This window comes from Bacillus cereus group sp. N12, from assembly GCF_016483575.1.
In the GTDB taxonomy this organism is placed as follows: Bacteria; Bacillota; Bacilli; order Bacillales; family Bacillaceae_G; genus Bacillus_A; species Bacillus_A toyonensis.
The window spans coordinates 1-18,868 of the sequence record NZ_JAEHBO010000088.1 but is presented as its reverse complement, the minus strand read 5'-3'; the positions used below and the strand labels follow the sequence as shown (position 1 = coordinate 18,868).

Here is an 18,868-nt window from a genome sequence, read left to right as displayed (position 1 = left end):
TTCTACTTTTTTGATCGATGCATATACACTTTCTTTTGTAGAGTCAATAAATTCTCCAATCCCTTTTATAGTAGGTGTTTGGAAGATTTGTCTTAAAGGTATCTCGACCATAAGTTCCTTATGGATTCTAGAAGCCATCGTAGTTGCTTTCAGTGAATGGCCTCCAATTTCAAAAAAGTTGTGTTGAATTCCTATGTTTTCTATATCTAAAATATCTTGCCAAATGGATACGAGCTTTTCTTCGACTGTATTCCTTGGCGCCTCATACTCTACTACTCCTGCAACCGAACTTCCATCAGGACTTGGTAAAGCCTTTCGATCTACTTTCCCATTTGTAGTAAGTGGTAACTTGTCTAGCTGAACAAAAAAAGCAGGAATCATATACTCTGGCAGCTCTTTTGCCAAAAACTTTCGAATTTCTTGAACCCTTGTCTCGTCCTTCGGTGTTTCAGAAGTAAAGTACGCACATAAATATTGATGATTATTATTATCTTCTCTTGCGATAACAACAGCTTCTTTTACTTCCTTATGTTTTAAAAGTTGACTCTCTATCTCACCCAGTTCAATCCTGAAACCACGAATTTTCACTTGATGGTCAATTCTTCCTAAAAATTCAATATTTCCATCAGGTAACATTCTCACAAGGTCTCCTGTTCGATACATTCTCTCTCCTAGAATGAACGGATTTGGAACGAATTTCTCAACTGTTAATCTCTCGCTATTTAAATACCCTTTACTTAATCCGTCTCCAGAAATACATAGTTCTCCAGGTACACCAAGTGGAAGCAAGTTAGAATTTTTATCTACTACAAAAACCGAAGTATTTGCTAACGGTTTTCCTATTGGAATAACCTCAGTTACTTCATTAACAAAATAATACGTAGCATATACCGTGCTTTCAGTTGGACCATAAACATGAATAATTTTATCTTTGCCCAATTTCTCAAGGGCTTTTTTCACATGTGGAACTGAAACTCTTTCACCACCGAATAATATTTTTCTTATTTTATCTAAACAATCTATTTCTAAATCTACAAGCGCATTAAATAAAGCTGTGGTAATAAACATAATACTTATCTGTTCTTCCTTTATTAACTTAGCTAGTTTAACAAGACTTAATACAGTGTCCTTCTCAACCATTATTAACTTTGCACCATTTAGAAGTGCACCATAAATATCAAATATAGACCCATCAAAAGCATAATTCGAAAGTTGTAGTATCGTATCATTCTCACTAATTTCAATATAATTTGTATTCTTAACTACTCTAATTGCACTATAATGCGGAATAACTACTCCTTTTGGTGTTCCTGTTGATCCTGAAGTATAAATGATATAAGCTGTATCACTTGAATGATTTATTAAATTCAAATTATCTGTACTTAGCCTTAAAAAATTCTCTTGATCTAAATTAATTAACTCCACATTCAAATTAAGTTGACTTATACATCTGTCTTGAGTCAATAAAACTTTTACATTACTATCTTGTAACATGTAGCCAATTCTCTCTTTAGGAGTATCAGGATCAATTGGTAAATACGCCGCTCCGGATTTTAAAATCCCCATAATTCCTATTATCATTTCTAAAGAACGGTCGACCATGATTCCTACAATTGTGTTTGATTGAACACCTTTTTCTCGCAGTAGTCTAGCTATTTGATTTGATTTTTCATTTAATTCCCTATAAGTTAGGTTATTACTTTTAAAGCTAACTGCCACACGGTCAGGTGTCTTCTCAACCTGTTCCTCAAACAATTGATGTATCAACCTATCTTTAGGATATTCAACGGTTGTTTCATTAAATTTATAAAGAAGGATGTTTTTTTCCTCTTCTGAAATTAAATCTATATCGCTCAGTTTCTTATCATCATTTTCAATAACTTGCTTCGTTACATTTTGAATATGACACTCTAGATTATTGATTAGTCTTTCTTCATATACATTTTCATCATATACAATTGTTAGTTTCAATTTCTCTCCTAATCCTACAGTAAGGCTTAGGCTATAATTACTTCTCTCCTCGTCGATTACAGATATAACTTCGAACCCTAATCCACTTTCCTTTTCTTCCAATCCTTTTTCATCAATAGCATAATTTTCAAATACTAATATATGATCAATAAGATTACTTTTTAAGTTACTAAGAGCTTGAACTTCGGCTAAATTAATATAATTATAATCATTACCCTCTATTGCATCATGTTGAGTTGCTTTTAAAACTTCTTTAAATGATTTTTCACTTTGCAGCTTTATTCTAGTTGGTATTGTATTTATAAATAAACCTAACATGTTCTCTATACCTTCTACAGCTGCATCTCTGCCTGAGACAACTGTTCCAAAAACAACATCATCACTATTGTTATACTTCGCTAGAATAAGCCCCCAAATACTCTGCATCACTGTATTTAAGGTGACGTTATTTTTATTTGCCAGTTGTGTAATCTTATCAGTTAACTCTTTTGAAAACTCTATCACTTTTTCTCTTCTCTGATAATTTCCAGCACTAGAGTTATTAAATTTAGGGAGGGTAGCATTTAACTCATATCCCTCCAGATACTTACTCCAATACTTCAATCCTTCTTCATTATCCTGATTATTTAGCCAATTTATATAATCACTATAGGGTCTAGGATCTTCTAATTGATGCTCTTCACCTTTCATTTTATGTGAATAGATAGTAAATAACTCATCTAATATAATCCCAATACACCAACCATCAAGTAATATATGATGAAAGCTCCAAATTACTTTATATGAGTTATCATTTGTTTTCATCAAACAAATTCTCATAAGGGTTTCTTTTGTTAGGTCAAATCCCTTCACCTTATCATCTACTATATATTTTTCCATATATAAATCTTTAGTGTTTAAATCTAAATTACTTACATCATTATAGCTAAACTTAATTTTTCTATCCCTTAATATTACATGTAATGGCTCGTCCAATTTATAATTAAATGATGCTCTTAACACCTCGTGCCGTTTCATAATCTCGTTGAAACTTTCCTCAAAAATAGTTTCATCTACATAACCTTTTATATCTAATATAATTTGTTCAAAATATGCATCTGAATTTTCATCTTCAATAGCATGAAACAGTATCCCCTTTTGCATATTTGACAATGGATAGATTTTCTCAACTTTATTAACTTTCATAAATTTATCCCCCTAAATAGTTTCCGTCGGAAAAGGCACAAGAATTATAAATATAATTTGTACAATTAAGTAGTCGTTATGATTGTGTTTTGCCTCCAGGCTTTAATTATCGATGTATTCATATTCACCTAGTAACTCATCAAGCTCTTCTAGTGACATTTTATTGTAACCATAATCGGAAGCTGTTTTTTCTGATTCCGTTTGATTAATACAATGATCGATTATCATTTCAAGGTTCTCTTTATACTTTTGGTTAAAATCAGCAATTAAAAATTCGGAATATTCCCCTTCGTTGAAGGTAGTGTTTATTATTAATGTATCCTCTACAATTATTGAATTAATTTCTATAGAAGCATCTCTTGCATTTTCGCCACCTATACTTTCGCCAGGTGATAGCCATGATGCAGAAAATTCTTCATTGGTCGCTTTTTTACTCATTTCTCCCAAATAATTAAATAATATAGGTGCCGTTTCATCATTTAACAAATCCTGATCCTTTTTCAGGTATTTTAAAACCCCATATCCTATTCCGTTATTAGGAATTTTTCTTAAAGTCTCTTTTACCAATTTTATACTCATAGAAATTTCTTTTTCTTTACCTAAATCAAAATATACAGGGTATATTGTAGTAAACCACCCAATAGTTCTACTAACATCTATGTTTTCAATGACTTCTTCTCTTCCATGACCTTCCATGAGAATTTTCAGCCTGTTTTCTCCTGTTAAATCTCTTACTGTTACTAACAAAGCCGCTAAAAGGATATCATTTATTTGAGTATTATAAGTTTTGTTTGTTTCTCCCAATAACTTTTGAGTGTTCTCCTTATTTAGTGAAATGGTTAAGGTCTTGCTATTTTTATAATCGGTCACATCTATTTCTTCATTTTTCACTAAAAAATCTACTTTCATTTTAGATATGTCTGCCCAATATTTTTTTTCTTTTAAAAGTTTATTACCTACCGCATAATCCATTAACTTTTCTGAAAACTCCTTAAATGAATCCGTTTTAAAACCTATATCAAGTTTTTCATTGAGATATGCTTGTTTATATAACATTTCGAAATCTTCGAACAATATTCGCCATGACACTCCATCTATTACAAGATGATGGATAGTAATAAGCAAATGATCACCCTCATTTGTTCTAAAAATGCAAAGTTTTAACATTTTACCGTCAGTAATCGAAATTTCTTTTTGTATATTTGTTGCTAGTTGACCCACTATCTCCTGTTGATTATCCTGATTCTTAATATCATGGACATATAAATCAAAGAAATCCCCATTCAAATCACGATTATATTGAATTATTTCACCATTTTCCTCTTTATAAATCATTCGTAAAGCATCGTGTTTTTCACAAATTTTACGAAACACCTTTTCTACAATCTGTTCTTCAAATCCATTTTTTCTATACAGCATAAATGATTGATTATAGTGATTTAGCTCTTTATTATTTAATGCTTTGTTTAATACAAAATGTCTTTTCTGTATTGGCATTAAAGGAACGTTTCCCTGAATTATTTCATAGTTTTTCTTTACTCTCGATTCATTTTTTACATACCTACTAAGATTTTTAATTTTCGGGTTTTCAAATAAATCTTTAATTTTGAATTTAAGATTCACTTTCGATAGTTTAGAAACTATTTGTAACGCTTTTATAGAATCTCCACCAACCTCAAAAAAACTATCGTTAATTCCAATTTCTTTAATACCCAAGACATCCTGCCAAGCTGATACAAGATGTTCTTCCACTTCATTTCGAGGCGCTTCATAATCTGTTCCCTTAGAAAGGTCCCCCCCTTGTACAAGAGGCAATGCTTTTCTATCTATTTTTCCATTCGGTGTAAGAGGCATTTTATCTAATTGAATAAAAAATGCAGGAATCATATAATCTGGTAAATAATTTGACAAGTAGTCTCTTAATTCACTTGTAGTTAGCTCCTCTTTAGCTATTATGTATGCACATAAATAGGTAAAACCAGCATTATCTTTCCGATCAACTACTACCGCCTGATCTATATTTTGATTACTTAATAGTTTAGCTTCAATTTCTCCTATTTCTACCCTAAACCCTCGAACCTTTACTTGATTGTCTATTCTTCCTAAAAACTCAATATTTCCATCTGAAAGCCATCTTGCAAAATCTCCTGTTTTATACATTTTTTCACCAGGTATAAAGCCATTTGAAACAAACCTTTCATGAGTAAGGTCTGGTTTGTTTAGGTATCCTTTTGCAAGACCTTTTCCACCAATGTACAATTCACCATACACCCCTAAAGGTTGTGGTTCTAATAAAGAGTTTAAAACATAATATTTTGTGTTATTTAACGGCTTCCCTATGGGAGTATTTACCATTTGCGGTATATACTCGTACTCTTCTTCATAATAGCTAGAATCAATAGTTGCTTCTGTAACTCCATAGCTATTAATTACTCTCATATTCTCCCCATATCTTTTAACCAAATTTTTGTACTCATGTATAGGACAGCTATCAGAACCTAATATTAATAATCGTAATGTCGTGAGGTCAAAATTATTTTCATATACATAATTCATAAAAGGTATAATAAGACTTGGAGTCGATTCAAAAATATTAATTTTATACTTCTTAATTGTCTTATATAATAAATCCAGTTCTAGCTTGATATGACTCGGTACTATATACATTGTCCCACCATTTAATAAACTTCTGCATAAGTCCCCTGCAAATACATCAAACGACATACTAGCCATTTGTAGTAAATTGACGTCATACTTTGACAATTCATAGTGATCTCTCCAAGTGTAATGGGCATTAACCAAATTTTTATGCTCTACTAGCACACCTTTAGGGTTTCCAGTTGTTCCTGATGTATATATGATATACACTAAATCATCCGGTGAATTGATATGATTCAAATTATCTTCATTGATATCATATATATCTATATGATTTATATTTACTACTTCACCGTAGACACCATTTTTATCCGTTAGATGTTCTTGGGTAATAATAATGTCCGCATTACTATCCTCAAGCATAAATTCTATTCTCTCTGTAGGGTATTCTGGATCTATCGGCAGATATGCTCCTCCAGCTTTTAGAACCCCCAATATTCCTACAATCATTTCTACTGATCTATCCACCATTATTCCAACTATACTATTTTGTGCAACACCTTTTCCTCTCAAAGTTCTAGCTAGTTTATTTGCTTTTTTATTCAATTCTTCATAGGTCAACTGCTTTTCTTCGAACACTACAGCTATATGATTTGGTGTTTTTTTAACCTGCTCTTCAAAAAGTTCGTGTATAGTAGCTACTGGATATTCAACAGCAGTATCATTAAACTTGTTTAATATCATTTCTCTTTCTTCTTGTGAAAGCAAATTTATTTCACTTAATTTTTGTTCAGGATTATTAACAATTTCTTTTAAGATATTAACTACATGATTTCCAATTCTTTGTATTGTTTCTTCTTTAAATAATTTTGTGCAATACTCTAAAATAAATTCTATATGATCTGTATTTTCAATTGCCGATAGACTTAAATCAAACTTTGCCGCTTTAAAATCAATGTCATAAGGTTCGATTTTTAAGCCTTTTATATTCAACTCTAGATTATCTAAATTTTGAATAGAAAACATTGTATCAAACAATGCGTTTCTACTAATATCCCTTTTTAAGGCTAGCTTTTCAACTAACTCATCAAATTGATAATCTTGATTTTCATAAGCATTTAAGGTATTTTCTTTTACTTTCTTCAAATAATCAATGAATCTACTGTCTGCTTTAGGACGATTTCTCATTACAAGAGTATTAACAAACATACCAATAGTATTTTTTAAATCATCATGTTGTCTTCCTGCAGTTGGCGAACCAACTATAATGTCTTCTTGTCCCGTATATTTCGAAAGTAGCGTTGTATATGCTGCTAAAAGTAGCATATACATAGTAACTCCATTTTCCCTTGCAAACATTTTAAGCTTGTTTGTTAGTTCAGAATCTATTTCAAAACTTAATCTATCTCCCTCGCTACTTTGTATTTGTGGTCTTGGAAAGTCAGTTGGCATATTCAGAACTGGTATCTCATCCTCAAATACTTTAAGCCAATATTCCTCCTGTTTCTTTATATTATCACCTTTATAAAACTCTTCTTGCCATTCCGAATAGTCTTTATATTGAATTTCTAATGGCACTAATTTTTTTTCTCCAAATATATCTGTTAACTCTTTCATCAAAATGCTCATTGATACTCCGTCTGAAATAATATGATGCATATCAAGCATCATGATATGCTCATCCTGACTAACTTGTACGATTTCTACCCTTAGAAGAGGAGCTACCTCTAGATTAAAAGGTCTTATGAATCGCGCCACTCGTTCTGATACGTTCTCTTCTCCTAATTCACCATATTCAATTTTAAAATCTATTTCTTTTTCTATCTTTTGAACTGGTTCTCCATCAATCATTACAAAAGATGTTCTTAATGCTTCATGTCTATCAATTAATGCTTTAAAGGCTTTTTCAAAAGTGTCCAATTGAAAGCGCCCCTTCATTTGTATAACAACTGGTAGATTGTAAGTAATTCCACTATCCTCTATTTGATTTAAAATATATAGCCTTTTTTGAGCCGATGAAAGATTATAAAATTGTTTCTCCTCAGCTTTCTTTATTTTTGAGTAAGTACTCATTTCTTTCCCTTTTATATATTCACCAATACCTTTGATAGTAGGAAAATTAAATATTTGTTTTAATGGTATTTCAACATTTAATTCTTTGTGTATCTTTGATACCAATGAAAAAGCTTTTAGTGAGTGTCCTCCCGCTTCAAAGAAGTTATGATTTATTCCAATTTTCTCTATACCCAAAACGTCCTTCCACACTAAAGCCAACTTCTCTTCTACTAGATTTCGAGGTGCTTCATAATGATCTTCTATAAATTTACTGAAATCTGGTTCCGGTAATGCTTTCACATCCACTTTTCCATTGAGTGTAATCGGCAATCTTTCCATCTCTATAAAATGTAAAGGAATCATGTAACCAGGAAGCTCTTTGGCAAGCAACTCTCTCACTTTATCTATGTTCAGTTCCTCATTCAAATCATTAACTGTAATAAATGCGCAAAGATATCTGTTTCCATCTATTCCCTCTTTATCAATTACTTTAGCTTCTTTTATGTTCGATTGTCTTAATAAGTGATATTCAATTTCTTCCAGTTCAATTCTAAAACCGTTAATTTTCACCTGATTATCTATTCTACCTAAAAATTCAATATTTCCATCAGGTAGCCATTTTACTAAATCTCCAGTCCGATACACTCGTTCTTCTAAACTAAAAGCATTAGGCTTGAATTTTTCTTCAGTTAATTCTTTATTATTTTTGTATCCTCGTGCTACACCTTCTCCACCTATATATAATTCACCAGGTATTCCTATCGGCAGTAATTGAGCGTTATTATCCAAAACATATAATTTATAATTACTTAATGGTTTACCTATAGGTACACTCATTCCTATACAATCATTGGAACTGACCTTATAATATGTTGCGCAAACAGTTGTTTCTGTAGGACCATATGAATTATAAACATCGGCAATCTCAATAATATTTTTTATATATTCATACTTTAAAACATCTCCACCACTAATAAATTTCATATTTTTATTAAGTATTAAATGCTTATTTTTATCAATTTCATTGAGTAACAGTGGTGAACAGCTTACTAAAGTCACATTATATTTTTCAATATTTTTAACTAGCTCATCTATGTTCAGATCACCAATTTTTTTACTAATAATTAATTTCCCTGAATTAGCTAAAATAGGAAATATTTCTTCCGTAAAAGCATCAAATGAAAATGAAACTACTTGTAATATAGAATCTTCTTCATTTAAAGTAATTTGTTTTGAAAATGCATAAATATAGTTAATAACGTTACAATGTGTAGTCATAACCCCTTTAGGCTTTCCACTAGAACCTGACGTATATATTAAATAAGCTAAATCAGATGAATGATTTAAATTTTCTAGGTTGTCCTTATTTAAAGAACTAATTTCTTCATCATTAAATAAAATACTTGAAACTGTTCTTACCTTGAATTGTAAGTGCTCCTGAGTAACGACTAAATTTGCTTCACTATCTTTTAGCATATATTCAATTCTTTCCTCAGGATACTCAGGGTCAATTGGTAAATATGCTGCTCCAGCTTTTAAAATCGCCAATATGCCAATTATCATTTCTGGGGATTTATCCGCCATAATTCCTATTACAGTATCCGGCTTTGCACCATTTTTTCTAAGCAATCTTGCCAGTTGATTTGCTTTTTCATTTAGTTGTGTGTATGTTAATTGTTCTTCTTCAAATATAACTGCAATATGATTTGGTGTTTTTAAAACCTGCTCTTCAAATACATGATTTAAGGTTTTATTTTTAGGAAATTCAGCCCTAGTATCATTAAATTTGTGTAATATGTTTTTCGTTTCTTCTTCTGAAAGTAAATTTATTTCTCCTAATTTAAGCCCCGGATTATTGGTAATTTCCTTTATTACATTTACTAAATGACCCGCAAGTCTTTTGATTGTTTCTTTTTTAAATAATTTTGTGCAATATTGCAAATCAAATTTCAAATGATCTGTATATTCTATCGCCGTAAGACTTAAATCAAATTTCGCCACATTAAAATCAATATCGCAAACCTCAGTGGTTACTCCATTTATATTAAACTCAAAATCATTTTGAGTTTGTATATCAAACATCGTATCAAACAATGCGCTTCTACTTGTTTCTTTTCTTAAATTTAGTTTCTCTACTAAGGTATCAAATTGATATTCTTGATTCTCATAAGCATTTAATGTGTTTTCTTTTACTTGTTTTAAATAATCAATGAATTTAGTATTTGCTTTTGGATGACTTCTCATTGCAAGAGTATTGACAAACATGCCAATCGTATTTTTTAAATCATCATGTGTTCTTCCCGCAATTGGTGAACCAACTATTATGTCCTCTTGCCTTGTATATTTAGAAAGAAGTGTTTTATATACTGCTAAAAGAAGCATATACATAGTAACTCCATTTTCTCTTGCAAGAAATTTAAGTTTATTTGTTAGTTCAGAATCTATTTCAAAACCAAGCCTATCTCCCTCACTACTTTGTATTTGTGGTCTTGGGAAATCAGTTGGCATATTCAGAACTGGAATGTCATCCTCAAATACCTTGAGCCAATATTCCTCCTGCTGCTTTACGTTATCTCCTTTATAGTATTCTTTTTGCCATTCCGAATAGTCTTTATATTGAACTTTTAATGGTGCTAATTCTTCTTCTCTAACTAAATCAGCTAACTCCTTCATCAAAATGCCCATTGATACTCCATCTGAAATAATATGATGCATATCAAGCATCATGATATGCTCATTCTGATTAACACATAAAATCTCTACCCTTAGAAGCGGCGCTATCTCTAAATCAAAAGGTCTTATAAATCGTGCCACTCGTTCTGATACACTATCTGCTCCTAATTCACTATATTCAATTTTAAAATCTATTTCTTTTTCTATCTTTTGAACTGGTTCTCCATCAATCATTACAAAGGATGTTCTTAATGATTCATGTCTATCAATTAGTGCCTTAAAAGCATTCTCAAAAACATACATTTGAAAATGGCCCACGATTTTGATAACTAAAGGAATATTATATGTCGTACCTTTAGATTCCAAATTATTTAAAATAAGCATCCTTTTTTGTGCCATTGATAAGGTATAACAATCGTTTTCTGATTGTTTCGCTTTTGGAATTTCATTCTTTTTTTCTATATCTTCATTTTTTAAAGCTATAATAATTTTTTCTTTATATAACTTTATTTTTTCCTTTAATTCAGCTGTTATTAGCTCACGAGGTCCAATAATTTTTATCTTCCCTTGATTCTGATATAAGAAAATGTTTGATTTTTTCAAATCATTTATAAACCCTTTAATATCCATAACTAGAATCATTCCCTTCGCGGTGCCCATTCAATTTCTCACACTATTAGTAAATAACTAAAACAACTATCAAATTTCATATACATCTTTGAAATTTAAACCATTGGGCCTAGTTTAACTGCACAATCTATTGCTTTTCCCTGCTGAGAAGAAGTATAGATTGTACAGTTTTCCTAGGATAAATCCCCTTTTTTTATAATTAAATCTTAAATCTCAAAGCAATCAACATTATAGAAAATCTGCCTTTTTACACCTATTACTAATATCTTTTACTTCCAAAAGAAATGAATTTCATTTTAAACCGTTATACCTCTTCCTCAACATAATCATAAGAACTATTTTGACGATCATGTTCAGTTGATAGGATATAATTTGCTAAACCCATTACACTTGGATTCTCAAAGAAATTGTGAATGCTTATATCTGTATTTAAAACTTTATTAATAGCAGCAACAGCACTCATTAACTTCAGTGAATTTCCTCCTATTTCAAAGAAGTTATGAGAAATCCCAATAGATTTGATGCCTAGGATTTCTTCCCAAATTGAAATAATAGTCTCTTCTACAAAATTACTTGGTGCTACGTACTCTACCTCAGTTGTTACATTCCCATCAGGCTTTGGTAATGACTTTCGGTCTACTTTCCCGTTTGTAGTTAGCGGTAGCTTATCAAGTTGAACAAAAAATGCAGGAATCATATACTCTGGAAGCTTTTTAGTTAGATACTTTCTAATTTCTTGAATTATCAATTCATCTTTCCATGTTTCAGAAGTAAAGTAAGCGCATATATATTTTTCACCATGAATATCATCTCGTACGATAACAATAGCTTCTTTTACTTCTTTATATTTAAGTAGCTGACTCTCTATCTCACCAAGTTCAATCCTGAAACCACGAACTTTCACTTGATGATCTATTCTACCTAAGAACTCAATATTTCCATCAGGCAACATCCTAACAAGATCCCCTGTTCGATACATTTTTTCTTCTGGTATAAATGGATTGGAGACAAACTTTTCTGCTGTCAAATCTGGTCGGTTTAAATATCCATGAGCTAACCCTGCTCCACTTAAACAAAGTTCTCCAGCTACGCCGATTGGAAGTAGTCTCTGATTTCCATCTACTATAAATACTGAAGTATTTGCTAATGGCTTCCCAATTGGTATTGTGTCGAATTCTTCATTGATTTCATTTATACAATAGTACGTAGCAAAAACAGTACTTTCTGTCGGACCGTATACATGAATCAGCTTATCTTTCCCTAGATACTCCAATGCTCGTTTTGTATGTGATACTGAAATTCTTTCACCACCAAAAAGGATTTTTCTTATATTAGATAAACACTCTATTTCTAAATCAGCCAACGTATTAAATAAGGCTGTAGTTATAAACATAACACTAATTTTTTCTTCCTTTATTAATTTTGTTAGCTTACTTAAATTCAATACTGTATCTATTGATACCATCACTAATTTCGCACCATTTAACAATGCACCGTAGATATCAAATACGGATCCATCAAAAGAATAATTTGAAAGCTGTAAAATAATATCATCTGAATCAATCTTAATATAGTTTGTGTCACGAACAACTCTTACTGCATTAGAGTGTGATGTAACCACACCTTTTGGTACTCCAGTAGAACCCGATGTATATATGATATAAGCTATGTTCCCAGAATCATTGATAGGAGCTAAATTCTCTTTACTCAATTGAAAATTCTCACTCTTATCTAAACTAACCATCTCTACATCCAATGAGGAATCATTAATGAACTTCTCCTGCGTTAATAGAATTTGAATATCACTATCTTGTATCATAAATTTGATTCTATCCTGAGGAGATTTAGGGTCTATCGGCAAATAAGCTGAACCTGATTTTAAGATACCCATTATTCCAATTATCATCTCAGGGGATCTCTCAACCATAATTCCCACAATTGTATTTGCAGTAATCCCTTTATCTCGTAACCATCTAGCAACTTGATTAGACCTTTCATTTAATTCTTGATACGTCATTTTAGTGCCTTCAAATTCAACGGCAATATGATTAGGCGTTTTCTCTACCTGTTCCTCAAACAGCTGATGTATAGTCTTATCCTTCGGATAATTCGTCTTTGTATCATTAAATCTATACAATAATGCATTTCGCTCTTTCTCTGGGATTATGTCTATCTCATTTAATTTCTTATCCTCATTTATAACAACTTGTTCCGTTACTTTTTTAAGATGCATTTCTATATTGTCTATTATTTTCTGTGGATAAATCTTTTCGTTATAAGTTAATTTTAATACTAACTGTTCTCCAGGAATTGCTACAATGTTGAATCCATAATTGCTTTGCTCTTCTCCCCTTATATTTTGACACATAAAACCTGTATTATTTTCTGCATGATTAAAACTACTATCATCGAGTGAATAATTTTGAAATACCATTACATGATCAATTAGATTCCTTTTTAGACCATGTAAAGATTGAATTTCAGCTAAATTTATATAGTTATATTTATTATTTTCTATTGATTCATCCTGGACATTTCTTAAAACCTCTTTAAAACTACTATCTTTTTCGAGTTTAACTCGAGTCGGAATTGTATTAATGAATAATCCTACCATCGCTTCAATTCCTTCTACTTTTGCCTCTCTTCCTGATACGACTGTTCCAAATACAACATCTTCTATATTATTGTACCTCGCTAAAAGAATGCCCCAAATTGTCTGCAGTACGGTATTAAAAGTAACTTGATTTCTATTTGCAAGTTGAATAATGTTACGAGTCATTTCTTTTGAAAACTCTATCATTTTTTCTTTTCTTTTATACTCATTAACTTTATTCAAGATTTTAGGAACCTGTGCTTGTTCTTCATATCCATCCAAATAGCTCTTCCAATGTGCTAATCCTTCTTCTTTATCCTGTTCTTCCAACCATCTTATATAATCACTATATGGTGTTGGCTCCGCTAAATGGCTCTCTTCACCTTTCATCTTTCTTCCATAAACATCAAATAACTCACCTAATATAATCCCAAGACACCATCCATCTAACAATATGTGATGATGACTCCATACCAATTTATATGAATCCTGATTTATTTGAATTAAGCTAATTCTCATTAATGTGTCTTTACTTAAATTAAAGCCTTTTTGTTTATCATTTTGTAAATAATTCTCTATAAACTTTGTTTTCTGCTCAATGTTTTCGTCTTGAATATCATAATAGTTGAAACCTACTTTTCTATCTTGAAGTATGACGTGTCTTGGTTCCTCCACTAATTCATACTCAAATGCTGCTCTTAATATTTCGTGTCTCCTCATTATTGTATTAAATGATTTTTCTAAAATATCTACATCTACAGTCCCTTTTATATCCATTACAATTTGTTCAAAATACATACTTGAATTTTTATCTTCTAATGCATGGAATAACATCCCTTTTTGCATATTTGCTAACGGATATATTTTCTCGATAGTAAAACCATTGTATTTTTCTTTTATTTCTTCAAGTTCTTCTAATGTTATATTTATATCTCCATAATCAAAAGGTGTTTGATCTGGTTCTACTTTATTCGCACAGTGATTAATTATTATTTCAAGACTTTCTTTATATTTCTGATTTAAATCCTTTATCATTTTTTCACTGTACTCTAATTCATTAAATGTTGTATGAATAACCAATTCACCATTTAAAACCATTGAATTCATTTCTATAGATGTATTCCTAGTAATTTTCTTACCGACTGTTTCACCTATAGACCATTTCGATGCAGAGAATTCTTGCCTGTTAATATCTTGATCCAATTCACCTAAATAGTTAAATGAAATTGGTGCCTTTTCTTCATTCACAAATCCCTTATCTTTTGCTAAATGTTTTAATACTCCATAACCTATTCCTTTATTCGGTATTTTCCTCAAAGTTTCTTTAACTGTCTTTATGTTGGTCGAAAGTTCATTTTCGTTCACTATATCTAAAATCACTGGATACATCGTCGTGAACCAGCCAACAGTCCTATTGATTTCGAAATTCTCTATTACGTCTTCTCTTCCATGCCCTTCCATATTTACTTTTAGCTTGTATTTCCCCGTCAATTCTCTGATTCCAACTGCTAAAGCTGTTAATAAAATATCATTTATTTCTGTGTTATATGCCCTATTTGTTTTTCTAAGTAAAGATGTAGTGAGTTCTTTATCTAATGTAATACTTACTGTACTACTATTTTCAAAGTTGTTTTTTGTGATTTCTTTCTTTTTAGGGATAAACTGTACATTCTCTTTTGATATGCTTGTCCAATATTCCCTTTCTTTCATTAATTCCCTACTCACGCTATAAGCTTTTAACTTTGATGCAAATTCTTTATAGGAATCTGTTTTGAATCCTATTTCTAGCTTTTCACCCTTTTCTAGTTGTGAATATAAAGTCTCCAAATCTTCGAGTAGGATTCTCCATGATACCCCATCCACTACAAGGTGATGAATCGCAATCAGAAGATGGTCTCCTTCATCCGATTTAAATATACAAAGCTTTACAAGTTTACCTTCTTTAATATCCATCTCTTTTTGAATACTTGTAGCAATTTCATATACCTTCTCTTCCTTATTCTCAACGCCCTTAACATCATAAATATATAAATCAAATAAGTTCTTGTCATAACCTCTATTATATTGAATTATTTCTCCTTCTTTTTCTTTATATATCATGCGTAAAGCATCATGATGTTCCATAATTTTATTAAATATTTCTTCTACCTGTTTTTCATCAAATCCATTTTCTCTAAATAACATGAACGATTGATTAAAATGATTCATCTCTTCTCGGTTTTTCTCAAAATACCAGCTTTGTATTGGGGTTAATTCTACTTCCCCCTTTACTGTTTCATGAACCTTTTGTTCTTTCTTTTCTCGTTTTATATATTTTCCAAGATTTTTAATTTTTGGATGTGCAAATAAATCTTTCATTTCTAATTTAAGGCCAATTCTAGATAATTTAGATATAATTTGGATTGCCTTAATGGAATCTCCTCCAGATACAAAGAAATTATGATTAATCCCTATATCCTCTATCCCAATAATACTTCTCCAAATTTCAACGAGCTTTTCTTCCACTTCATTTCTCGGTTCCTCATACTCTACCCCAGTATCAATGCTTCCATCTGGTTCAGGAAGTGCTTTTCTGTCTACTTTCCCGTTCGTTGTTAACGGTAGCTTATCTAATTTCACAAAATATCCAGGAATCATATAATCCGGAAGTTTCTGTTCTAAATATTCTCTAATTTCCCTTGCATGTAATTCTTTTTCTGAAACGATATATGCACATAAATATTGATTATTTTCCTTATCTTCTCTAGCTATAACAATCACTTCTTCGATATCTTGATGAGTTGACAGTTGACTTTCTATTTCTCCGAGTTCAATTCGATAACCACGTATTTTCACCTGATGATCTATCCGTCCTAAAAACTCTATATTCCCATCAGGTAACCATCTTGCAAGATCTCCAGTACGATACATAGATTTACCGTTATCAAATGGATTTTCAATAAACCTCTCAGCTGTTAATTCTAGATTATTCAAATATCCTCTTGCTATCCCCTCACCTGATACACACAGTTCCCCAGCTACTCCAATTGGCTGAAGATTATTTCCCTTGTCTAATATATATATATTAGTGTTTAAAATTGGTTTTCCAATCGGAATTACCTTATCATTGCTTATTTGATCAAACTCAATTCTATAGCTTGTGGAATCTACACAACACTCTGTAGGCCCATAAACATTTGTAATATTAGGTTGAAGATTGGCGAATTTTTCAAATAAACCTTTGATTAAATAAGGCGTTAATGCCTCTCCGCCTACAATAAATTCTTTAATTTCTAATTCTTGTTCTATTTTTTTTACATAGCTAAGCATTGTTAAATGTGCCGGAGTAGCATCGGATACATGTATTTTATTTGTTGCATAATACTCAATTAAACTCATTGCATCCCAACTTACTTCCTTTGGCACAACAAATAAGGTATGTCCTAAAAGTAATGTTGCAAATATTTGTTTCACCGATGCATCAAATATAAATGGTGCTAGCAACGCGACATTAACATTAGTATTAAATTTTTTATAAATTACATCATTTAACCCATTGACTAAGTTATTTACACTATTTTGTTCTATCATTACCCCTTTAGGATTCCCTGTAGAACCTGATGTATATATTACATAAGCTAAATTTCGGGGACTATTTATTTTACTGATGTTCGTTCTATTTTCTCCATATTTTAATTTATCTAATTGTATAATTTGTCCATGAAAAGTTATATCGCTATGAACATCATTCGTTACGCATAGTATCTCTATATGGCTATTACGTAACATATATTCTTTTCTTTTCCTAGGATAAGTTGGATCAATTGGTAAATAAGCTCCTCCAGCTTTTAAAATCCCCATTATACCTACTATCATTTCAATAGAGCGTTCCACCATTATTCCCGTTACTACGTCAGGACCAACTCCTTTTTCGCGAAGTATATGCGCAAGGCTATTTGCCCTTTCATTTAGTTCTTTATATGTTATACTTTGATTTTCAAAAACAAGTGCAACATTATTAGGTGTCTTCTCTACCTGTTCTTCAAAAAGCTCTGGAAGTGTTTTTTCTTTAGCATATTTTCCTTTTGTATTATTAAATTCGTTTAATAACTTACTTTTTTCTTTCTCTGTTAATATATCTATTTCACTTAATTTCTGCTCTGGATTTTTTACTACTTCTCTTAAGATATTTATAAAATGCTCTAAAAACTTCTCTATTGTCTCCTTATTATAGAGAGCCGTACAGTATTCAATTTCTAGTCCTAATCCATCCTCTAACTCACTTACATGTATAGTAATATCAAACTTAACTATTTTCCGCTGATCTTCTAACATGCTAACCTTTAATTCATCTAAATTTAATAGCATATTATCAGTGTGTTGAAATACAAGCATCGTATCAAATAGTGGATTTCGTGAAATGTCTCTTCTCACATTTACCTTTTCTACCAATTCTTCAAATTGATAATCCTGATTTTCATATGCTTTCAATGTATTTTCTTTTACTTCTTTTAAGTACTCTTTAAAAGATGTATTGCCTTTTGGATAATTTCTCATCGCAAGGGTATTCACAAACATTCCCATTACATTATTTAAATCTACATGTTTTCTTCCTGCAATTGGTGATCCTACTACTATATCCTCTTGCCCTGAATATTTAGAAAGCAAAGTCGTGTATCCTGCTAACATCAGCATATACATAGTAACTTCATTTTCTGTAGCCAACTTGTTTAACTGATTATAAGTTTCACTATTGATTTTTAAATTGATTCTATCTCCAGCAAAACTTCTTCTTTTTGGCCTTTTATAGTCTGTTGGCATATTTAGTACTGGTACTTCTTCATTGAACACATTCATCCAATACTTTTCTTGCTTTTTGATTTCTTCTTGAGTAAGCAAGCCTCTTTGCCACGCAGAATAATCTTTATATTGAATGCTTAATGGAGATAATTTTTGACCATTATATAATTCAGCTAATTCCTGCATGAAAATCCCCATTGATACACCATCTGAAATGATATGATGCATATCTAATACCATCACGTGCTCATTATCTGTGACATGTATGATTTCAACCCGTAAAAGAGGAGCTTCTTCCAAATCAAACGGTTTAACAAATCCATTGATTATATCATCTAGCTTATCGGTACCCATTTCTCTATACGTCACTTGGAAAGCTATGTC

3 protein-coding genes are annotated in these 18,868 nt (G+C 31.2%); all 3 read right to left on the bottom strand.

What is annotated here, in order from left to right:
• Positions 1 to 3,156 (bottom strand): non-ribosomal peptide synthetase (locus JDS92_RS25900; RefSeq protein WP_199632738.1); only part of this gene is annotated, 3,156 nt, incomplete at its 3' end.
• 102 nt (positions 3,157 to 3,258) lie between these two features.
• A complete protein-coding gene (locus tag JDS92_RS25895; protein WP_199632737.1) occupies positions 3,259 to 11,112 on the bottom strand; it encodes a non-ribosomal peptide synthetase in 7,854 nt (2,617 codons plus the stop codon).
• A gap of 304 nt (positions 11,113 to 11,416) precedes the next feature.
• Positions 11,417 to 18,868 (bottom strand): amino acid adenylation domain-containing protein (locus tag JDS92_RS25890; RefSeq protein ID WP_472926311.1); only part of this gene is annotated, 7,452 nt, incomplete at its 5' end.